This window comes from Novosphingobium sp. GW835-FHT14H07 (genome assembly GCF_058793515.1).
Genome location: NZ_JBXAFX010000002.1, coordinates 163,382 through 184,030, shown reverse-complemented (window position 1 = coordinate 184,030; position 20,649 = coordinate 163,382). Strand labels below are relative to the sequence as shown.

Annotated in this window: 19 protein-coding genes, 1 tRNA gene and 1 other RNA gene; 11 read left to right on the top strand and 10 right to left on the bottom strand. The window is 63.8% G+C overall.

The genetic code is table 11. The annotated features are described in order from the left end of the window. Nucleotides 1–5: 5 nt before the first annotated feature. From AC1Q5P_RS02890 to AC1Q5P_RS02880, 3 genes are all read right to left on the bottom strand, one after another. Nucleotides 6–1,028, bottom strand: a complete 1,023-nt coding sequence (locus AC1Q5P_RS02890; protein ID WP_492518151.1) for an MlaA family lipoprotein — start codon at nt 1,026–1,028, stop codon at nt 6–8. A 129-nt stretch (nt 1,029–1,157) separates the two neighbouring features. After that, a complete protein-coding gene (locus AC1Q5P_RS02885) occupies nt 1,158–1,493 on the bottom strand; it encodes a YbaB/EbfC family nucleoid-associated protein (protein WP_193826929.1) in 336 nt (111 codons plus the stop codon). After that, nucleotides 1,490–3,331 carry a DNA polymerase III subunit gamma/tau gene (locus AC1Q5P_RS02880; protein WP_492518092.1) on the bottom strand — a complete coding sequence of 614 codons (1,842 nt, stop codon included), beginning with the start codon at nt 3,329–3,331 and terminating at the stop codon, nt 1,490–1,492. The genes AC1Q5P_RS02885 and AC1Q5P_RS02880 overlap by 4 nt, the downstream gene beginning before the upstream one ends. Before the next feature lie 98 nt (nt 3,332–3,429). Here AC1Q5P_RS02880 and AC1Q5P_RS02875 point away from each other — a divergent pair, with 98 nt between their 5' ends. Further along, nucleotides 3,430–3,918 carry a DUF4188 domain-containing protein gene (locus AC1Q5P_RS02875; RefSeq protein ID WP_492518091.1) on the top strand — a complete coding sequence of 163 codons (489 nt, stop codon included), beginning with the start codon at nt 3,430–3,432 and terminating at the stop codon, nt 3,916–3,918. Here the strand turns inward: AC1Q5P_RS02875 and ffs are convergent. The 3 genes from ffs to hrpB all read right to left on the bottom strand — a co-directional run bounded on the left by ffs (nt 3,916) and on the right by hrpB (nt 6,825). Next, nucleotides 3,916–4,010, bottom strand: an RNA gene (gene ffs, locus AC1Q5P_RS02870) — signal recognition particle sRNA small type. The two genes, AC1Q5P_RS02875 and ffs, sit on opposite strands and share 3 nt — an antisense overlap. A 52-nt stretch (nt 4,011–4,062) precedes the next feature. Next, the gene (locus AC1Q5P_RS02865) at nt 4,063–4,341 is read right to left on the bottom strand and encodes an ETC complex I subunit (protein ID WP_193826931.1); all 279 of its coding nucleotides are present in this window, start codon (nt 4,339–4,341) and stop codon (nt 4,063–4,065) included. Between the two features lie 33 nt (nt 4,342–4,374). Continuing rightward, nucleotides 4,375–6,825 (bottom strand): ATP-dependent helicase HrpB, encoded by a 2,451-nt coding sequence (hrpB, locus tag AC1Q5P_RS02860; protein WP_492518090.1) that lies wholly within the window; start codon nt 6,823–6,825, stop codon nt 4,375–4,377. Nucleotides 6,826–6,933: 108 nt separating this feature from the next. Here hrpB and AC1Q5P_RS02855 point away from each other — a divergent pair, with 108 nt between their 5' ends. Further along, nucleotides 6,934–7,080, top strand: a complete 147-nt coding sequence (locus AC1Q5P_RS02855; protein ID WP_156135869.1) for a hypothetical protein — start codon at nt 6,934–6,936, stop codon at nt 7,078–7,080. A 2-nt stretch (nt 7,081–7,082) separates the two neighbouring features. Here AC1Q5P_RS02855 and AC1Q5P_RS02850 read toward each other — a convergent pair whose 3' ends face one another. Both AC1Q5P_RS02850 and AC1Q5P_RS02845 read right to left on the bottom strand, forming a co-directional pair. Further along, a complete protein-coding gene (locus AC1Q5P_RS02850; RefSeq protein WP_492518089.1) occupies nt 7,083–8,099 on the bottom strand; it encodes an aldo/keto reductase in 1,017 nt (338 codons plus the stop codon). Between the two features lie 31 nt (nt 8,100–8,130). Next, on the bottom strand, nt 8,131–9,144 hold the full coding sequence (locus AC1Q5P_RS02845; RefSeq protein ID WP_492518088.1) for a polyprenyl synthetase family protein: 1,014 nt from the start codon (nt 9,142–9,144) through the stop codon (nt 8,131–8,133). Between the two features lie 100 nt (nt 9,145–9,244). Between AC1Q5P_RS02845 and AC1Q5P_RS02840 the strand changes: the two genes are divergently transcribed. Then, nucleotides 9,245–9,535 carry a chorismate mutase gene (locus tag AC1Q5P_RS02840; protein ID WP_039337422.1) on the top strand — a complete coding sequence of 97 codons (291 nt, stop codon included), beginning with the start codon at nt 9,245–9,247 and terminating at the stop codon, nt 9,533–9,535. A 25-nt stretch (nt 9,536–9,560) separates the two neighbouring features. Here AC1Q5P_RS02840 and AC1Q5P_RS02835 read toward each other — a convergent pair whose 3' ends face one another. Continuing rightward, a complete protein-coding gene (locus AC1Q5P_RS02835; protein WP_039337420.1) occupies nt 9,561–10,037 on the bottom strand; it encodes an Lrp/AsnC family transcriptional regulator in 477 nt (158 codons plus the stop codon). 258 nt (nt 10,038–10,295) lie between these two features. On the opposite strand from AC1Q5P_RS02835, the gene AC1Q5P_RS02830 reads away from it, so the two are divergent. From AC1Q5P_RS02830 to AC1Q5P_RS02805, 6 genes are all read left to right on the top strand, one after another. Beyond that, on the top strand, nt 10,296–12,032 hold the full coding sequence (locus tag AC1Q5P_RS02830) for a histidine kinase dimerization/phospho-acceptor domain-containing protein (RefSeq protein ID WP_492518087.1): 1,737 nt from the start codon (nt 10,296–10,298) through the stop codon (nt 12,030–12,032). Further along, nucleotides 12,029–13,039, top strand: coding sequence for a polysaccharide deacetylase family protein (locus AC1Q5P_RS02825; RefSeq protein WP_492518086.1), 1,011 nt, complete (start codon nt 12,029–12,031; stop codon nt 13,037–13,039). The genes AC1Q5P_RS02830 and AC1Q5P_RS02825 overlap by 4 nt, the downstream gene beginning before the upstream one ends. 48 nt (nt 13,040–13,087) lie before the next feature. Beyond that, nucleotides 13,088–13,164, top strand: a tRNA-Ile gene (locus AC1Q5P_RS02820). A 193-nt stretch (nt 13,165–13,357) separates the two neighbouring features. Continuing rightward, nucleotides 13,358–14,083 (top strand): SIMPL domain-containing protein, encoded by a 726-nt coding sequence (locus AC1Q5P_RS02815; protein ID WP_156135868.1) that lies wholly within the window; start codon nt 13,358–13,360, stop codon nt 14,081–14,083. After that, nucleotides 14,080–14,904 carry a hypothetical protein gene (locus AC1Q5P_RS02810; protein WP_492518085.1) on the top strand — a complete coding sequence of 275 codons (825 nt, stop codon included), beginning with the start codon at nt 14,080–14,082 and terminating at the stop codon, nt 14,902–14,904. Before AC1Q5P_RS02815 ends, AC1Q5P_RS02810 begins: the two co-directional genes overlap by 4 nt. A gap of 116 nt (nt 14,905–15,020) precedes the next feature. Beyond that, nucleotides 15,021–16,904 carry an ABC-F family ATP-binding cassette domain-containing protein gene (locus tag AC1Q5P_RS02805; RefSeq protein WP_062343734.1) on the top strand — a complete coding sequence of 628 codons (1,884 nt, stop codon included), beginning with the start codon at nt 15,021–15,023 and terminating at the stop codon, nt 16,902–16,904. Here the strand turns inward: AC1Q5P_RS02805 and AC1Q5P_RS02800 are convergent. Further along, nucleotides 16,798–17,703, bottom strand: coding sequence for a hypothetical protein (locus AC1Q5P_RS02800; protein WP_492518084.1), 906 nt, complete (start codon nt 17,701–17,703; stop codon nt 16,798–16,800). The two genes, AC1Q5P_RS02805 and AC1Q5P_RS02800, sit on opposite strands and share 107 nt — an antisense overlap. A gap of 639 nt (nt 17,704–18,342) precedes the next feature. Between AC1Q5P_RS02800 and AC1Q5P_RS02795 the strand changes: the two genes are divergently transcribed. Both AC1Q5P_RS02795 and AC1Q5P_RS02790 read left to right on the top strand, forming a co-directional pair. Continuing rightward, on the top strand, nt 18,343–19,140 hold the full coding sequence (locus AC1Q5P_RS02795; RefSeq protein WP_492518083.1) for an FRG domain-containing protein: 798 nt from the start codon (nt 18,343–18,345) through the stop codon (nt 19,138–19,140). After that, on the top strand, nt 19,137–20,249 hold the full coding sequence (locus tag AC1Q5P_RS02790; protein ID WP_492518082.1) for a DUF262 domain-containing protein: 1,113 nt from the start codon (nt 19,137–19,139) through the stop codon (nt 20,247–20,249). The genes AC1Q5P_RS02795 and AC1Q5P_RS02790 overlap by 4 nt, the downstream gene beginning before the upstream one ends. Nucleotides 20,250–20,649 lie beyond the last annotated feature (400 nt).

Sequence of the window (20,649 nt, the reverse complement as noted above, 5' to 3'; positions counted from 1 at the left end):
CAATCTCAACGTGCGGAAGGCAGCGGCTGCACCACCGGCTCCGAGACAAATATCGGCGCTGGCGGCGTAGCAGGAACGGGCTCGCTGGCCGCAGAAGGCATCGCAGGCGGCGGTGTCGGCGTGATCGCTGGCAGGGTGATCGACCCTTCCTTCTGGAAATCCGCCTTGCCCTTCAGCGCGTCGATCTCTGCTTGCCGGGTCTTGAGATAAAGCTCGCGATAGGAGGCGTAAGGGTTCGACTCTTCGCGGATGCGCTTGAACAGTTCGTCATTGGCCACGCGCTCGTCGAGAGAGCGGATGACGAAGCTGCCATAGACATAGCCCGGATTGCGCAGCGGTCCGCCAACGGCAAACGGCATCAGGAAACGGTCGAGCCCAAGCCCGATCACGTCGCGCAGCGTCGTCGGGCCAACCAGTGGCAGGAACATGTAGGGTCCCGGCCCGATACCGTAATATCCAAAGGTATAGGCAAAGCCATTGCGCCGATACGGCAGGTTGAAGGGCTTGTTTTTGGCGACGTCGATCACACCGCCGACGCCGATCGTCGAATTGATCGCGAACCGCCCGACCGTCTCGGCCGCCTTGCCCGGCTTCAGTTGCAGCAGATAGTTCAGCGCAACAATCGGCTCGGTCAGGTTGCGCAGGAAGTTCCTGAGGCCCATGCGGATCGGGCGCGGCACGCCCTTTTCATAGACGTTGGCAACGGGCGCGATGACCGCATCGTCGACTGCCTGCACTGCATCGTAGCTCGCCTGATTGACCGCCTGCATCGGGTCCTGCCGCGGGGTCTTCTCGCCCGATACGACGATCGCCTGCTCGTCCTGCTCAATCTGGTCAAGTGATGGCGCGGGTGCCTGCGGCAAGGCGATAGGTGCTGTAGGCTGTGGCTCAGACGGGGTTTCGGCAGGAAGCGGCGTTGCTGCACCGGCAGCGGAGGCTTGCGAGTCCTGCACCAGCGCAACCTCCGGCACCAATGGTCCGTCCGCAACGGGAATGGCAAGCAGGGCAGCGCTGGCAAGCAAGGTCACACTCAAGCAGGAATTCCTGTCCGGTTCATCAGTTTACCGCACAGCCTTGGCCCGCCCCCAGCCACGCCGCAAGTCCTACACCATCAATTCATCGCCAGCCCACACCGGCCTGACCGGTCAAGCCACCGGTCAGAACGGCAGCTTGAACCCCGGCGGAATGCCGGCCGCCATCTGCACCTTCTGCATTTCTTCCGCAGCCGCAGCATCGGCCTTGCCGCGCGCGTCGTTGAAAGCTGCCGCAACCAGATCCTCGAGGATGCCCTTCTCGGACGGAACCAACAAGCTCTCGTCGATGTTGACACCGATCACGCGGCCCTTGGCCGAAGCCTTGATCTTCACCAGCCCGCCACCAGCCGCGCCCTCGACCTCGATGTTGTCCAAGGTCGCCTGCGCGTCCTCCATCTGCTTCTGGATGGTCTGCGCCGCTTTCTGGGCGGCCTGGATCATCTCTTCCATCGACTTCATGCGCGTTTGCTCCAGGGTCTCTTTTCGTGCTCTCGCGAGCTTTCCTCATCAATGATCACCGCGCCCGGAAAGGCTTCGAGCGCCGCCTTGACCAAGGGATCTTCCTTCATCGCCGCGTCCGCCGCCGCCACCTTCTCGGCCTTGGCTTCCTCGAGGCTGGGCAGGGCATCGCCCTCCCCGCGCTCGACGATCCATGCCTCGCCGGTCACGTGGTTCAACGCGCGGCGGATATCCGCCGCCGGATCGTTCGGCAATCCCGGCGCCAGTTGATAGCGCAGCAAACCGGCCTTGAGTTCAACCACCCGCACGCCCAGCCGCATCGTCGATCCGACCAATGGCGAGACATGCTCGACTTGCTCGACCAGCGCTTCCCAGTCCATCGCGGGCGCCGCGGTCGCTTGCGCCACGGGAGCCGCGACAGCGCCCGGTTCGGCGGTCTGCGCCATGACCACGGGCCGGGAAGCAATCTCTTCCAGCTTCTTCACCAGCCCGCTGGGATCGGGCAGGTCCGCCGCGTGCATCACCCGCAACAGCGCCATCTGCGCCGCCACCAACGGATCAGGCGCCACCTTCACTTCCTCGTAACCCTTGAGCAGCAGCTGCCACAACCGGTGCAACTGCCCCGCCGAAAGCGCCTTGGCCCAGCCCTCGAGAGCCTCCCGCTCCTCGGTCGAGCGGATGTCCGGCCCCACGCCGCCGATCTGCGTAACCGTCACCCGATGGACCACATCCATCTGCGCCCGCATCATCGCGATCGGCTCGATCCCCAGCGCATACTGCTGCGCCACTTCCTCCAGCACCGTCCCGCCCTTGCCCGAAAGCACGGCGTCGAGCAGCCGGCGCTGCATGGTCTTGTCGGCAAGGCCCAGCATCTGCCGGACCTGCTCGGCCGTTACCCGGGTCTTGCCATCCTCGCTGCCAACCAGATCGGCATGGCTGATCGCCTGATCAAGGATCGAAAGGCCATCGCGCACCGAACCTTCGGCGGCAGCGGCGATCATCGCCAGCGCCTCGTCCTCGGCCTCGACACCTTCCTTGCCGCAGATCATGCCGAAGTGGCTGGCGAGCAGCGGCGCCGGAATGCGCTTGAGATCGAACCGCTGGCAGCGCGACAAGACCGTGACCGGCAGCTTGTCCACTTCGGTCGTCGCAAAGAGGAACTTCACATGCGCCGGCGGTTCCTCAAGCGTCTTGAGCAAGGCGTTGAAAGCATTGCGCGACAGCATGTGGACTTCGTCGACGATGTAGATCTTGTAGCGCGCCGAAACCGCCGCATAGCGAACCGCCTCGATGATCTCGCGCACGTCGTCGACGCCAGTGTTCGACGCCGCGTCCATCTCGATCACGTCGATGTGCCGGCCTTCGGCAATCGCCCGGCATGGCTCGCAAGACCCGCACGGATCGATCGTAGGCCCGCCCTGCCCGTCCGGGCCAATGCAGTTGAGCGCCTTGGCGATCAGGCGCGCGGTGGAAGTCTTGCCGACACCACGTACGCCGGTCATCAGGAAGGCATGGGCCAGCCGGTCACGCTTGATCGCGTTGGCCAGCGTCTGCACCATCGCGTCCTGCCCGATCAGTTCGGCAAAGGTCTGCGACCGGTACTTGCGCGCCAGCACGCGATAGGGTTGCGCAGCAGATGCCGCTGCGGGCGCGACCGGTGGCGGTGGCGCCGTCTCCCGCACCACTTGTGCAGGAGCCGGAGCAGGCGCTACAGGCGCTGCGACCGGCGCCGGATCACCGAACATCGAACTTTGCCCCGCCGCCTCGAGCTCGGCAGCAGAGGGCTTGTTCTCCTCCTCTTGCGGAGGATCGCCAAACATGTCGGTGGAATCGGCCATTGCTGCCTTAGGTAAGCACTCCCAGCCCGATTGTCGAATGCCCCGAGGGGGAGAATCGGTGGATTGACTCATAGGTTGCAAAATGCAACCTTAACTTCATGAGCAAGGTTCTTCCCGGTCGCCTCACCGCCGATTTCGATCGTTCGTTGGTGGTCTTCGTCATCGGCATGCGCATCAATCACTTCCACAAGGTGGGAAAGTGGCTCCCAGTCGCTCGCGCCATGGGGGCGATGCTCGCCGAACTTGCGCGAAACCCGCAAAGCGGTTTTCTCGGAACGGAAACGATGCTGCGCGATCTGCGCACCATCGTGCTCCTGCAATACTGGCGTGATTTCGACAGTCTCGAAGCCTATGCCCGCGATCGGGACCAGAAACACTGGCCAGCCTGGACCGCGTTCAACAAGGCCGTGGGCAGCGACGGCACCGTCGGCATCTTTCACGAGACCTATGCCGTATCAGCCGGGGCCCATGAAACGATCTATGGCAACATGCCACCCTTCGGCCTCGGCAAGGTCGCCGGACTCATCCCCGCCACCGGAAAGCGCAACGAGGCCCGCTCGCGCATGAAAACAGCAACGGAGGGGTAAAAAGGAGCCGGCCGACCCGCCGCAACCCGTTGTGGCTGCTTCCTTCCGGACCTGACCAGGTTGGCGGACGCAAGCGTCCGACCGACTCCCGGCGCGGCGTATGGAGAGGAAGCGGAGGCTTGTCCAGCCCTCGCCGAACTCTGCTTACTTAAAATTATCAGCGTAGCTCTGCAGCTTCAGCTTGCGCGGCGGCGTCGGGATCACGCGCGCATCGATGCCATAGCGATCGGCATAGGCCTGCGCATCTTCCTGCGAATTGAACGCAAGCGTCACCTGGCTCTGCGTGTCGCCCGAACCAGCCCAGCCCATCAGCGGGTCGGGGCGGCGTGCTTCGGCGGGTTCGAACTCGAGCAGCCAGTCGCTGGTCCGGGCCTTGCCGGACTGCATGGCATTCTTCGGGCGCTGATAGATGCGTGCTGACATGGCTTCGCGCTTGCACACGAATCAGGTCGCAAATCAAGTCCGCTTTTGCGCGTTAAAGGCGTTCTTGGTCTTGAGGCTGGGGTCTTCGGCCCAGGGCTCGTCCGGCCAGCGGTGCTTGGGGTAGCGCCCCTTCATGTCCTTCACCACATCGCGCCACGATCCGCGCCAGAAGCCGGGCAGATCTCCCGTCGTCTGGATCGGCTTGCCACCGGGGCTGGTGAGGCTCAGCAGCAGCGGCTTGGGCGGATGGCCCACGCACGGATGCCGCTCCAGCCCGAACAGTGCCTGCACCCGCAGTTCCACGCACGGCCCGCCCTCGTGGCCATAGTCGATCGCGTGGCTGGTCCCGGCGGGCGAGCGGAACTCCGCTGGGGCCAGCTTGTCGAGCGCCTGCCGCTCGTTCCAGTCGAGCCGGTTCAGTAGCGCCTCGTGCAGCCTGCCCGCGCCGATCTGCAGATCGCGCCGCCCCGCCAGCAATGGCCCGAGCCAGTCCTCAAGCGCGCCAAGCAGAGCCTCTTCGGACAGCGCCTCAAGCCCCGCATACCCCGCCCGCACGATCAGAGCCTTGGCGGCCTCGCCCAGCGGGAGCAGCGCCAACCCGCCATCGCGCACCACCTCGATCAGCTTCGCCACAACAGCCTCGGCGTCCGGCTTCGGGTCGGGCACCCGCGCCAGCACGATGGCCCCCAGCTTGCGCTCCAGCCGCGCTTCGACGCGACCCTCGATCGCGTTCAAGGTGAGGGAATGCCGCTCCTCGATCCGATGCGCGAGGTGTCGGACAACGTCTTCCTCCTCCAGCGCCACCGCCGCCGTGATCCGCGCGCCCTTGGCCTCGCCCTGCGCGTCTCCGATCACCAGCCACTTCGCCGTTGCCAGCGGCGATGCCGGATCAAGCCGATAGCCGCGGCCACCCGAAGCCAGCCAGTCCTCGCCCGAAGCCCCCCGCGCCCGCGCGATCCGGTCGGGAAACGCCTCCGCAAGCAACACGCCCCGCGGCACCTCGCCAGCCTTCCCACGCGCACCCAGCCTGCCTGCCATCTGCGCCCACCGCGCCGCCAGCTTGCGCGATCCTTCGGCCCTGCTCCCGCGCTCAACCGCCCAGCGATCAAGCCGCCGCGCCAGATCCTCACCGCGACCGCCCAGCCCGCGTTCCTGCAACAGCAAGGCCAGTTGCGCCGCTTCGTCCGCCTGCCCGCGCTCGGCTGCAAACAACAGCATGTGCGCCAGCGCCGGCTCCATCGGCAGGCGCGCCATCGCCCGCCCGTGTGCCGTGATCCGCCCTTCGCCGTCCAGTGCGCCTAAGGCCTGCAAGGCCCCCCGTGCCGCCGCCATCGCTGCCGTCGGTGGCGCATCGAGCCACGCCATCCCCGCCGGGTCACCCGCCCCCCACTGCGCTAGCGTCAACGCCAGCGGCGCAAGATCACTCGTAACCACCTCTGGTGGATCGAAAGCGGGCCGCCCCGCGTGCGCCGCCTCTTCCCACAGGCGATAGGCGACGCCCGGTCCCTGTCGCGCCGCGCGCCCTGCACGCTGGGCTGCCGAAGCCTGGCTCGCCCGCGTCGTCACCAGCCGCGTCACCCCGGCCGCCTTGTCGAACTCCGCCCGTCGCGAAAGGCCTGCATCGACCACCACCGAAACGCCATCCAGCGTCAGCGAAGTCTCGGCAATGCTGGTCGCCAGAACCACGCGCCGGCGCCCTTGCGGATCGCGCCGGATGGCCGCACGCTGCCCTGCCGGCTCAACCTGTCCATGCAGCGGCAGCACCAGCGCCTGCGGCAAGCGCTCGGCCAGAAGATCCGCCGTCCGCTCGATCTGCGCCACGCCCGGCAGAAAAGCGAGAATGTCGCCGCTCTCATCGCGCCACGCCGTCTGGATTGCCGAAGCCATCGCAGCCTCGATCTTCAGGTCCGGCCGCGCGCCCAGCCACTTGACCGTTAGCGGGTGCGCCTTGCCCTCGCTCTGGACAACCGGTGCGTCACCGAGCAGCGCGGCAAAGCGCGAAGCGTCAATCGTGGCCGACATCACCACGATGCGCAGATCCTCCCGCAGCACGCCTTGCGCTTCAACCGCCAGCGCCAGCCCGAGGTCACTGTCGAGATGCCGCTCATGCGCTTCGTCGAACAGTACGGCGGAAACGCCCTGCAATTCGGGATCGTTCAGGATGGTCGAGACAAAGATCGCCTCGGTCATCACGATCACCCGCGTTCGGGATGATCGCCTGGCATCGAGGCGCGTGACATAGCCAATGGTCTGCCCCGCTTCCTCGCCCAGCAGCTCGGCCATTCGGTCGGCTGCGGCACGTGCCGCAACACGCCGCGGTGACAGCACGATGACCTGCCCGCCACACCACTTCTCGCCCAGCAGCGCCGGCGCGACCGCTGTCGTCTTGCCCGCACCCGGCGGCGCGATCAGGACGGCGCTTGGCCCCTCGCGCAAGGCTGCAAGCAGGTCGGGCAGGACGGCATGGATCGGCAGGTCGCTCACGCCATGCGCCTTAACGGCCTTTGCCCGCCCAAGGCAATGTTCCGGGAAACGCAGACCCTTACAGAACGTTCATGGTCCAGACTGCACAAGCATGCTAGGCGGGGAGAGATGAAGAGCACGCTGGAATTCGTCGTGGCGCTGACCACCGGCCTGCTGTTCAGCGGTGTGATGATCGGCGCCATCATGCTTAGCATCGGAGCGGTCTGCGGCGGCAGCTGCTACTGGCTCTGGCGCCGCTTCGGCAGGCGCAAGTAAGGTCAGCCCATCGGATAGGGGATCTCGCGGCTCACCTTGTTGATCGCCTTCATCACTTCGTCGCTCAGCACGAGGTCGGCCGCGGCAAGAATCGGGTCGAGCTGACCTTCGGCACCGACGCCGACAATGGTCGAAGCCACGAAGTCGTGTTGCTTTGACCATGCCACCGCCATCGTTACGGGATCGAGCCCGGCCTCCGCCGCAATGGCCATGAACCGCTCGGTCGCGGCAATGCTGCGATCGTTGACGAAGCGCTTGCCCATCTGCGCCTGCCGCCCTTCCATTGCCAGGTAGCGCGAGAACCGCGCGCCCTCAGGCCGTGCTCCACCGTTGTACTTGCCCGAAAGCACGCCGCCCGCAATTGGCGAGTAAGGGATCAGGCTCACGCCTTCCTGTCGGCAGACCTGTGCCAGTTCGTCCTCGAAGCGACGGTTGTTCAGGCTGAAGTTGTTCTGAATCGTCTGGTAGCGCACCGTGCCGAGACGCTCGGCAGTCGCAAGGGACTTCATCAGGCCCCAGCTGGTCTCGTTCGAACAGCCGGTAATCCGCACCTTGCCCGCCTGCACCAGCTCGTGCAGCACTTCCATGGTCTCGTCATAAGGCGTGTCGTGATCAGGCCAGTGGGTCTGGTAAAGATCGATGTAGTCAGTGCCGAGCCTCTTAAGGCTGGCCTCGATTGCCGTCTCGATATTGCGCCGGTCCAGTGCGGTCATGCCGTTGCGACAGGGTGAGCGGAACCAGACATGGCTCGGCCCCGAAACCTTCGTCGCCAGCACGATCGCATCGCGCGGCTTGGTCTTGAGCCATTTGCCGACGATCTCTTCCGTCCGCCCCACCCACTTGACGTCCGGCGGCACGGGATAGCCTTCGGCCGTATCGTAGAAATTGATCCCTGCGTCATAGCAGCGATCCAGCACCCGCAGCGCTTCGGCTTCATCCACCTGGCTGCCGAAGGTCATCGTCCCCATGCAGATATCGGAAACGACAATGGCCGACCGGCCGAGGCGACGATGCTGCATCAGGCTCTCCCGCTATACGTATGAAACTGGATCAGAATCTCCGCGCGACGGCGAACAGCGCCGCCTCGGTCATGGCGACCTTGGCAGCACTGGCCGGGAAGCCGGCAATGGCGTCGATTGCCCGCTGCGCATACATCCGCGCCCGTTCGCGCGTGGCGTTCACCGCATCGTGCCGGCGGATCAGCTCGATCGCGTGGGCAAGGTCTTCGTCCGAAGACCGGTCGCCCGCAATCGCCTCCTGCCAGAACTTGCGCTCTTCGGCGTCGCCCCGCGCATAGGCAAGGATCACCGGCAGGGTCATCTTGCCTTCGCGGAAGTCGTCGCCCTGGTCCTTGCCCATTTCGGCAACTTCGGAATCATAGTCGATCGCATCGTCAGCCAGCTGGAACGCGACGCCAAGGTTCCGACCATAGGAATCGAGCGCCAGCTCGTCCGCCTCGTCACGCTCGGCCACCACCGCCGCGATCCGGCATGCCGCAGAGAACAGCGCCGCCGTCTTTGCCGCGATGATGTCGAGGTACATTTCCTCGGTCGTCTCGATCTGACGCTGCGCGACCAGCTGGTCGACCTCGCCCTCCGAGATCACCGCCGAGGCGTTCGAGAGGATGCGCAGCACCTTGAGGCTGCCATCCTCGACCATGAGTTCGAAGCTGCGACTGAACAGGAAGTCGCCCACCAGCACCGTCGCCGGGTTGCCGTAGACAATGTTGGCGGTCTTCTTGCCGCGCCGCATGTCCGAGCCATCGACCACGTCGTCATGCAGCAGCGTTGCGGTGTGGATGAATTCCACCGCCGCCGCCAGCTTGTAATGGCGCGATCCGCCGTAGCCCAGCAGCGAGGCGCTCGCCAGGGTCAGCATCGGGCGCATGCGCTTGCCGCCCCCCGCGATCAGGTGCCCGGCCAGCGTCGGGATCAGCGGAATGCGCGATTGCATCCGATCGAGGATCACGGCGTTGACGCTGTTCATGCCCTCGGCAACGAGGGCCATCATCGGCGCCAGCGAAGGTTCGGCCTTGCGCGGCAGGGTATGGATGGTCGCAGTCATCGGATTGACCGCTTGGCGGCAAGGGCAGCGCTTGGCAAGACGCAACTTGCAATGTAGCGGCCCAGACACGAACGCGCAGACCAAAAGACGGGGTAAGGGAATGAGCGAAGATCCGGTTCTGGCAGGTTATCGCCAGTCCATCGACAACATCGATGCGGCGATGATCCACATCCTTGCCGAACGCTTCCGCATCACCCAGGCCGTCGGCGCCTACAAGGCCGCGAACAAGCTTCCCGCCTCCGACCCCGGCCGCGAGGAGCGCCAGATCGCACGCCTGCGCAAGCTTGCCGAAGACGCGAAGCTCGATCCGGAATTTTCCGAAAAGTTCCTGCGCTTCATCATCCAGGAAGTGATCCGCCACCACGAGAAAGCGGCCGGATCTGCCGATTGAAAGCCCTTGAGGGGATGGTCGGGGCTTAGCCGACCTGATCTTCCAGCGGCACGCCGGGCACCTGCTTGGCAGTGCGGATCGTCAGCGAGGTCTTGACGCTTGCCACGTTGGGCGCAGGCGTCAGCTTGCTGGTAAGGAATTCCTGGAAGCTCTGCAGATCGCGGCTGACGATCTTGAGGATGAAGTCGATCTCGCCGTTGAGCATGTGGCATTCACGCACCTCGGGCAGGGTGCGCATATGGTCCTCGAACTGACGCAGCGATTCCTCGGCCTGGCTCTTGAGGCTGACAAGAGCGAACACGGTGATCGCAAAGCCGAGCTTCGAGGCGTCGAGATCAGCGTGGTAACCGCGGATCACTCCGGCATCTTCCAGAGCGCGCACCCGGCGCAGGCATGGGGGTGCGGTAAGTCCGACGCGCTGCGCCAATTCCACGTTGGTCACGCGGCCCTCGGCCTGCAGTTCGGCAAGCAGGCGCCGGTCGATACCATCAAGGGTTGCCATTCTTCGTGTTCGTCCGTTTCGCAAAGCCCCGGTCGGGGAATTCGGAAAGAAGCGTGAGTCGCAACTTTCCGCACAAAATCCGCCGTCCAAGATAATTTTATTGTTTCATAGTGCAACCGTCCCACATTGCAACGCAGTGGATAGTCACCTTCCCGCAACCGGCACGATTTGTTAGCCTTCTCCGGGCTAGTTCAGCGGATTAGCAACCTGTCCGGAGCTTCACGCTACGGTGCACGAAAGGCCACACGCGGAGCTCTGATGATCGTTGACGACCGCCTTGAGACCGTGCTGCGCACCCACGCGGCCGGCAAGACGGCAGCCAGAACGCAGCTGCGCCAGTTGGTTGACCTGCTCGGCCCCGTCCCGCTCGCCGCGTGGAATCGGCAGCACGCTGGCGCGCTCCAGCGCATGGATTCGCTTTGCGCCATGTTGACCGACGAGGAATGCGCCGCAGTTCTTCGCTCGGCCCCGCACCGCTCTGCCGTGCTGGTTTACCATTTTGCCCAAGGCGGTCCCCGTACCGCGGCGGCTGCAGTATCGGCCGCCCGGCTGACCGACGAGGACTGGCTCGCCGTTATCCCGCGCCTCCCGGTACAGGCGCGCGGCTTCGTGCGCCATCGCGCCGATCTGGGAGAGCCGGTCCGCCAGCTGCTATCACGCCTTGGCATCAACGATTTCCTGCTGCCCCAGCCCGAACCTGCGGTCGCAATCGAACAGGGCCGAGCTGACAGACAGGCGGCCCCCCTGCCCGAGCCCGAGCCCGAGCCCGAGCCTGTGCCCGAGCCCATCCCGGCCGACGACGGCATCGGCGCGATCGTCCGCCGCATCGAGGCCTTCCGGCGCAAGCGCGAGGAACGCGAGGCCACTGCGCCTCAGGCCGCTCGCGGCGATGGTCTTGCCCCGCTCCTGCCCTTCGGCGAGGAGAACGCCGCACCGCGCAAGCCGGTCGCGACGATTGATCTGCGCACGGATGCGCTTGGGCTTGTCGTTCACGCAGGCATCGACCCGCCGGGGGTCCTGCTCGGCAGCCAAATGTTCTGTGCCGATGCCGCCGCACCGATGCGGTGCGATGAAACCACCGCTCGCGCATTCCGACAGCGCCAGCCGATCGAGGCCGGTTTCTTGTCGATCGAGGGCGCCGATCTCGTGGCTGGCCACTGGCAGGCCGATGGCACGCCAATCTTCACGCGCGATGGTGGTCGCTTCGCCGGCTACCTTTTGCGCCTGCGCCGCCATGTCCAAATGCCAGCTGCGGAACTGGCTCCGGAAACGCCCTCCGTCTCGGCCGAGGCAGACCGTCTGCGGCAGCTGCTGCACGAACTGCGCACGCCGATCAACGCGATCCAGGGCTTTGCCGAGATGATCCAGTCCCAGGTCTTCGGCACCACGCCGCACCAGTACCGCGCCATGGCTGCCAGCATTGCGGCAGATGCGGCACAGATGCTCGCCGGCTTCGAAGAGATCGAGCGGCTGGTGAAGCTGGAATCGCGCGCGCTTGCAATCGACACCGGCCTTGCCGATGCGGCTGCGCTGGTCGCCGGTCTTGTCGAACAGATCTCCCCCGTTCTTGCAGCCCGCAACGTCCGGCTGTCCGTCAGCATGTCACAAGGCCCGCTTGCAGTGGCATTCGCTGCCGATGAAATCGAACGCAGCGTGTGGCGGCTGCTCTCGGTCATCGCCACCAGCGTCGCGCCCGGCGAGCGCATCGCCATCGCGCTTGAACAGCGCGAACGCTGCGCCAGATTGTCAGTCACGCTCCCCGCCGCGCTCGACCGGCTTGACGATGCGGCCCTCTTTGCGCCCGAAGCGCCGACGGGCAGTGGCGTGCTGGCGGCTTCGGCAATGCTTGGCAACGGCTTTGCCTTGCGCCTTGCCCGCGCAGAGTTTGAATCCGGCGGCGGATCCCTGCTGCGGGAGCATTCGCAGTTCGTTGCCACTATTCCGCTGGCGGACGAACCGCGCAGCGATGCCGCGCCGATGCAGGCCCGCGCATGACAGCCTCGGCCTCTCCTCAGATCCTTCGCCTGCCATCGCCGGAAGACTTCGTCACGTTCGCGCCCGAATTTGGCACCCGGTTCATCCTGACGGTCGACACCGAAGAGGAATTTGACTGGTCCAAGCCGCTGGATCGCACCAGCCACGGCCTCGACCACATCCCCCGCCTCGCCAAATTCCAGCAGTTCTGCGAGGGCCTCGGTGTTGTCCCGGTCTACCTTGTCGATTACCCGGTGGCGAGCGACCCGCGCGCTGCCGAAGTCCTCGGAGCCGCCGTCCTCGCCGGCCGCGCCGAAATCGGCGTGCAGTTGCACCCCTGGGTCAACCCGCCCTACGATGAACTCGTCAATGTCCACAACAGCTTCGCCGGCAACCTTCCGGCCGATCTGGAACGTGCCAAGTTCCGCAAGCTGCGCGACACGATCGAGCAGGCCTTCGGGGTCGGCCCGCTGATCTACCGCGCAGGGCGGTACGGTGTCGGCCCGAATACCGCAGCCATCTTGTCAGATTGCGCCATCGCGATCGACACCTCGGTCCGCTCGCGCTTCGATTACAGCTCCACCGGCGGCCCCAACTTCCGCGACCACCCCTTGCGCCCTTGGTGGATCGACCGCCGCAACGGACTGATGGAAATGCCGCTCACCACGGTTTTCGCCGGGCACCTTCGCCGCCACGGACCGGCAGTCTACCCCGCCCTGTGGCGCGTGCCACGCCTTCGCGGGGCGCTCGCCCGGCTCGGCCTGCTCGATCGGATCCCGTTGACTCCCGAAGGTGTCACGCTGCTCGAAGCGCTGACCGGCATCGACATGGCGTTGGAAAGCCGCCTGCCCCTGCTCGTTTTCTCCTTCCACAGCCCCTCGCTTCGGCCGGGCTACACGCCCTACGTCCGCAGCGAGGATGACCTCGACCAGTTCTATGACTGGTGGCGCGGCGTCTTCGCCCATCTCGCCCGCCACCGCGTCCGTTCGACCTGCGTCAGCGAGATCATCGCCGCCGCGCAAGTCTGACGAGTGATCTTGCCAAGCCGCGACTGCGCCGCTAGCGGGATCAGCGATGGGCCTGTAGCTCAGTTGGTTAGAGCTGGCCGCTCATAACGGCTAGGTCGCGGGTTCAAGTCCTGCCGGGCCCACCATCATTCCCACCGATAGAGTCGGACAAATGACCCTGCTCCCCCCGCGCAGGCGGGGGCCTCGGTGTTGTCACGGAATCCTCACGTGAACCGGCGGCGGCCCCTGCCAGCTCAGGCGCGCGGATGAATTGCCTTGGCTGCCCGCCGCCTCCACCGTAGCATCCATCCCGGCAACTGGTTGGAGGGGGCAGCACTGATGCGAATGCTTTTGGGGATTGTCCCATTGCTCGTGGGGCTTGGCGCGAGTTCGGCAACTGCGCAGTCGGCGGGCCTCGGCGAGGTGCTGGTCAGCGCCAGCCGCAACGATGCCCGCTTCTGGCAGAAGGACCGCCCGGTCGTCGGTTTGCGGCGCCAGGCAGATGGCATGGTCATGAACCTCACAATTGTCTCCGATACCCGCGACGCCGCTACCCGCCGCAGCGAGATCGACGCAGCTCTCCTCGCCGCCATTGATCGCGCCGTCGCGTCGGGCTTCCAGCTTGTGACCGGGACCGTGCAGCTCGAACCCGTGACCAAGGCGAACTACCGCAGCCTTCCGCAATTGCCCGCCGGCCGGGTGGATACCAGCAGGGTCGAACTGATGGTCAGGGGCAAGTTCGAGGGTTCGTCCCGCGCCACGCAGGACAAGCTGAAGGTGTTCATCGCCTCGCTCAAAGGCAATGGCCGCGCGACGATCGAGACGACTTCGGTAACTTCGCTCAGCGTCGACAATCCCGACCAGTATCGCGAAAGGATCCTTGCCCTCGTCGCCCAGGATGCGCGCACCACCGCCGGGATCTTCGGGTCGGACTTCACGTTCAGCGTAACAGGCGTGGATGGGCAGGTGATCTGGACCCAGGCAAGCCCCAGCGATGTCTTCCTGTATATTCCATACCGCTACGCAATAACGCCAAGGCAGTCCGACGGGAGGACCGCACCATGATCGAGCGCACGTTGTCACGCCTTGTCGCGCTCGCGATGCTCCCTGCGCCCCTGCAGGTGTCGGCACAAGAGGATGAGGGCATGGGCGAAGTCATCGTTACCGCCACTCGGCGTAGCGAGCGGCTTCCCTCGGTGATGACCAGCCTGCCCTATCTCGATCGCCGCCCTGCCATCGGCCTGCGCCGCGCCGCCGACGGCGTCGTGCGCCGGATCGAGATCGGCTCGGACTCCCGCAGCGAGGACATGCGCCGCAGCGAAGTGCAGGCCATGCTGCTCGCCGCGCTCGACCGCGCCAGCCGCGAAGGCCTCAGCCTCGTCACCGGCGAACTCGAGGTTAAGGAAGTCACGCGCGAGAACTGGCGCGCCCTGTTCCCCGCTCTCGCCAGCCCCTCCACCACCTCGGATGACGAGGATGATGACGACAGTCAAGACGACGATGAGGACGAAGGTAACGGCAAGGTCCAGCCCGGTTTCGAGGACGACGGAAGTACCGCCACCGCACGGCTGATGATCAAGGCCAAGCTCACCGGCACGATCGACGAGGCGCAGCGCAAGGTTTCGGCCTTCGTCCAGTCCGTCCCCGCCACGGGCCGCTCCGAAATTCGCCAGCTCGGCACGATGGCGCTGACCATCGTCAACCCCGAGCAGTACCGCGAGGAAATCAATGCCCGCATCGCCAGAAGCGCGCTTCAGGCAGCCAGCCCTTACGGCCCGGGTTACGGCGTCGAAGTGACCGGGCTCGATCGCGCCATCGCCTGGGCGCAGGTCAGCAATACGGAGGTTTACCTCTACATACCCTATGCCTACACGGTACGACGCTGATCGGCTGACGACAGCCTGATGGGTTTCAACTCCGCTTGCCTACACCGGGGGAGTGTGACAGGGACTCGCGCGCCCGATTTTCCCTGACTTTTCCAACCGGACGCCTGTCTCTCCCCATGCTTACCATCAACGGCATCACCGTGCGCCTCGGCGGACGCGACATCATTTCCCGTGCCTCAGTCGCCGTGCCGCCGCGCGCGCGCGTCGGTCTGGTCGGGCGCAACGGGGCGGGCAAGTCCACGCTGGTCAAGGCAATCATCGGCGAGATCGAGCCTGACGAAGGCGCGATCGAAATGCCTCGCCGCACTCGCCTTGGCTACCTCGCACAGGAAGCCCCCGCAGGCAGCGCCACGCCGTTCGAAACCGTGCTCGCCGCCGATGTCGAGCGCACCCAGCTGCTCGCCGAGGCCGAGACCTGCACCGATCCCGATCGCCTCGGCGATGTCCACGATCGCCTGCTCGCCATCGATGCCTACAGCGCCGACGCCCGCGCCGCGCGCATCCTGATCGGTCTCGGCTTCGACGAGGCGATGCAAGGCAGCCCGCTCGACAGCTTCTCCGGCGGCTGGCGGATGCGCGTCGCGCTCGCCTCGCTGCTCTTCTCCGCGCCCGACGTGCTGCTGCTCGACGAGCCCTCGAACCACCTCGACCTTGAAGCGACGCTGTGGCTGGAGAACTTCCTCAAGGCCTATCCCGGCACGCTGCTGCTGATCAGCCACGAGCGTGATCTGCTCAACAACGTGGCCGACCACATCGTCCACCTCCACGCCGGCAAGCTCACGCTCTATCCCGGCGGGTACGACAGCTTCGAGCGCCAGCGCAACGAACGGCTTGCCCAGCAGGCCGCCGCACGCGCCGCGCAGGAAGCACAGGCGGATCGGCTCCGCGACTACATCGCCCGCAACTCCGCCCGCGCCTCGACCGCCAAGCAGGCGCAGTCGCGCGCCAAGATGCTGGCCAAGATGCAGCCGATCGCGGCAGTGGTCGAAGATCCCTCGCTCAGCTTCGACTTCCCCGACCCCGAGGAACTGCGCCCGCCGCTGATCACGCTCGATCTTGCCAGCGTGGGCTACGCGCCCGGCAAGCCGGTGCTGCAGCGGCTGAACCTGCGCATCGATCCGGATGACCGCATCGCGCTGCTCGGCCGCAACGGCAACGGCAAGACCACGCTCGCCCGCCTGCTCGCCGCGCAACTCGCGCCGATGGACGGGGCAATGACGGCGACGGGGAAGATGCAGGTCGGCTACTTCACCCAGTACCAGGTCGAGGAGATCGCCGATGGCGGCACCCCGCTCGAACTGATGACGCGGGCGATGGAGGGCAAGAGCCCCGCCGCCGTCCGCGCGCAGCTGGGGCGCTTCGGCTTCTCCGGCAACCGCGCCACCGCGCAGGTAGGCACGCTGTCGGGCGGTGAGCGCGCGCGCCTTGCCCTCGCCCTCGTCACCCGCGACGCGCCGCACATGCTGGTGCTCGACGAGCCGACCAACCACCTCGACATCGATGCGCGCGAGGCGCTGGTGCAGGCATTGAATGCCTACAAGGGCGCGGTGATCCTGATCAGCCACGACCGGCACATGGCCGAACTGGTGGCCGACCGCCTGGTCCTCGTCGACGGCGGCACCGCCAAGCCGTTCGACGGCAGCATCGAGGACTACATCGACTTCATCCTCGGCCGCAACCAGCCCAAGACCGAGAGCGGCAGCAGCGACACGCCAGCCAAGGGCGGCGCGCAGCAGGACCGCAAGGCGCGGGCCGCGGCGCGCGAGACGTACAAGGCGCTGCAGAAGGCACAGACCGAAGCGGAAAAGCGCGTGGCCAAACTGCAGGCCGAGCTGGCGCAGATCGACCGCGCGATGTTCGAGCCGGGCAGCGCCGCGCCGGAATTCGCCAAGCTCACCATGAGTGACCTGTCACAGCGGCGAAGCAAGGTTGCGCAGGCGCTGGAGGAAGCGGAACTGGCGTGGCTGGAAGCTGGCGAGGCGCTAGAGGGGGCCAACTGAGGCCCGCCGACAGCAGCGCCGAGGGCGAAGTGCCGCACCGCAGCAGCCCGAGGGGTTTACGCGGTTTACACGGTTCAGGGGCGCTTTGCTCTCCGCGCTCCTCCTCCGGCGTCCCCGCGCAGGCGGGGACCTCGGTCGGTTTACGGACCGCTTCGGGTTTCTCGCGTTCGTTCCGTAACGACACCGAGGCCCCCGCCTGCGCGGGGGAGCAGGCTTCCCTGATTTCGGTCTGATCTTCCTCCTCCTCTTCCCCGAACAGGGCGTGGAGCGTGGCTTCGCGGCGGTTCTGGGCGGCGGACCAGCTTTCGCGGGCGAGCTGGCGGGCGCTTTCCATGTGGGCGTCATGGGCTTCCTGCCAGTCGTCCCAGGCCTCGTCGGGCTCGTCGTCGGCGGGATAGGGGAAGGCGCGCTTGAAGTCCTGTTCGGCCTGCTTCTCGCACGCCTTCAAGAAGCGGTCCTGCGCCGGGTCGGCAAAGCCGGTGGCGGCGGCGACGTCCGCGCCCTCGGCCAGGGCCAGGAGCATGCGGTCGAAGTCCTCGGCGAGGTGGTGGATTTCCCTCGGTGCCTGGCTTGCGCGGGCGTCGAGCCGGGCGAGGTGCGCCAGCAGCAGGCGCGCGTCGAAGCGCCGCCGCTCGCCCACCGCCTCGCCCCGGAACCAGATCGTCTCGGTGGTGCCGTGGAGCGCGCGGGTGGCAAGCACCTGCTCGGCCGCCTCGCGCGCATGGAGCAGCGCAGCGTCCCACGCGGCGGCAAAGGCCGGATCGCGGCGACGGCGGACATAGGTCGTCTGCGAAGACACCCCCGCCACCTGCGCCGCCGCGCGCACCTGCCCGTGGCGGCTGAGATGCTCGAGAAACAGCGCCATGCGCGTGGGGGTGAACTGGTTGGGGTGGAGGAGTGCGGTTTCCGCCGACGCGAGCGGGAGGACGCTGCCCTCTTCCTCCCCTCCCGCAAGCGGGAGGGGCCGGGGGTGGGCCCTTCCTTCTTCTTCCCTAAACGCGAAAGCCCCCTCGCCTGCCCGCGAATGCCCACCGCGCCCTTGTTCGGCTGACGGCGAATGCCCACCCCTAACCCCTCCCGCCTGCGGGAGGGGAGTTGAAGCCGCACGCCGCTGCCCCTTCGCGCCGACCGCAGGCAGAGCATCATCAGGCAGTCCGATGTCCCGGCTCGCGGGAATCCACCCGCGCCCGAAGGAGGAAGGCTGATGCGGATCGGCGGCGTGCGGCATGGGCGGCCCCCGTTTGGAACGAAACAGGAACTTCTAGGCGAGGATGGGGGGTGTAGGAAAATGGTTTTGTCGTTTGATGCCTGCCTACGCTACAAGAACACTAAAATCGACATCAAACCTTGGAAAAATCCACGTGTTCAATTATGGGTTTTCCTATTGGCACGGTAACTTTGCCATGCCTTGTTGGGGGCTAAAACTAGGGGCACCGACTTGCTAAAATTCGCAACCCATGAGCCAGAATCTCTGTCAGGAATTCTAGATATAATAGAAGGCTATCAGTCGAAGCGTGACGTCGTTTGGTATCGTGGCATCAGCAACTGCAATTACACATTGTCACCCTCAATCGCACGGTCGGCACGAGCCAAAGATGAAAAAAGCATCATAGACATAGAAAGAGATATCGGCGCAACTTTTTCACAACGATCACCACCATTCGCAGATAAGGACCTGTCCAATCCTTGGCGATCTCTATTCTTTATGCAGCATTACGGAATACCAACACGCCTTCTTGATTGGTCTGAAAGTCCGTTTGTCGCACTCTACTTTGCTATATCTGAAGTGATGCGAAACGGAAAAAACAAGCCCATAAAGGACGCTGCAATTTGGCTATGCGATCCCATATCGTGGAACCGCGCAGCGCTAGCACATATATCGTTCAATGGCGGCATTCTCGATGAAGCCTGCGAGGAAATCAAGGCTTACGCTCCAAATGTGAACTTAGATCAGCGGGCGACCAAGCCCGTGATGATCTTTGGAAATCATAATTCACCCAGGATCGTAGCGCAGAGAGGCGTTTTTGCTTTGTTTGGCAAGGGACTCCTCCCTATGGAACAGGTATATATGGATGATGCATTTCCGCCTGATACCTTAGAAAAGATTCTGTTAAAGAAAGAGCATATCGACGGAATACTGCGCTCTCTTTTCCAAAAAGGCTTTACCGAGTCAGTAGTTTTTCCTGATCTTTTTGGATTAGCTAAAGAAATTCGTCGAAGGTTTGCATTCTCATGAAAACATTCTTGAAAATTGAACAACATCAAGCGCGTACACTAAAGTGGTGGAATTCGCGGCGGGAAAAGATTGACTTTAATCCGCCATATCAGCGCAAAGGTCGACTTTGGAGCGACAGCGACAAAGCCTTCTTGATAGACTCTATAATTAATGGCTTCGACATACCTAAGCTATATCTTGCCGACTTTCAGTTTGGTGAATCTGAACTAAACGAAAAGAAGCTTCCGTACGCCATTATCGACGGGAAGCAGCGCTTAGAAGCAATATTTGATTTTTTCGATAACAAAGTCGTTCTTGGAAAAAGCTTCAAGTGGCGCGAAGATCCCTCTCTAGAGTTGAGCGGACTAAGCCTCCGCGATCTCCAGCGTAAGTATCCTGCTGTTTCTGAAGAATTTGAAAATGCCAATTTGACTATTATGAGCGTCTTCACAAACGATGAAGGACTGGTGAATGACCTTTTCGTTAGGCTGAATCGAAGCAAATCGCTCACCGGCGCAGAAGTGCGAAACGCGATCGTAGGCCCAGTGACTGACGTAATCCGTAAGCTAGCAGAGCACAGTGTGTTTAAAGAATCAATTCGCTTTAGCACCAAGCGAGCGGGAGATCACAACGCAGCAGCCAAAGTTCTCCTTTTCGAATACAGGAACGGGCTTGTTAGCACAAAGAAAGTCGACCTTGATGAATTTGCCTCAGATAAAGATATAGATAAAACAAGACTTGAACTTGCCGCGCGAAGAGTAATCGACGTTTTTGAAGAAATGTTAGACATTTTTATTCCTAACGACCCCTTACTTTCATCATCAGGGGTATTTCCGGTATATTACTGGCTCACGAAGATGATAAATCCAGTTTATCATGATGATATACGGCAATTTCTGCTTAGGTTTGAGAATTTCCGCAAGGAGAATCGTGATATTGAAAGAAAATATGGGGAGGGTAGAGGGGTAAACGCGATTTATTCTCGCTTTGATACCCTTAATAGGAGCACTAACGATGGTACAAGCCACCAACAAAGAATCCTCATCTTGCAAGAGGAATTCCGTAAGTATTTGGACGAAAAATACAATATGTCTAATTCCCCAGCCGTTGATCGCGTCTACGATCTGTGATTAGGATTACGGTGACACCTGCATCAATTCTCAATTGGCCGTCGACTTTGACAACGCCGAGGCCCAGCGTCCGCAAGTAGCGGCGTTGTGCAAGCATCCATCGACCGACTCAGGATGAACGGGGCTTTGGCGGTTGCATGTTTACCGCTTGCTGCGTCATCCTGAACTTGGTTCAGGATCCATTTTGCCGATTATGCCTCCGCTTGTGGGCAAGGATGGACCCTGAGCCGCGTTCAGGGTGACGGGGTTTGTGTTTCGACGTGGTGGTGTTGCGATGGTGCCCCTCCACCATCCTGCGGATGGTCCCCCTCCCTCATTCGACAGGCTCAGGATGAGCGGGTGGGGGGAATCATTGCCCCTCCGTCAGACGCTTTGCGGCCCCCCTCTCCCAACCCTCTCC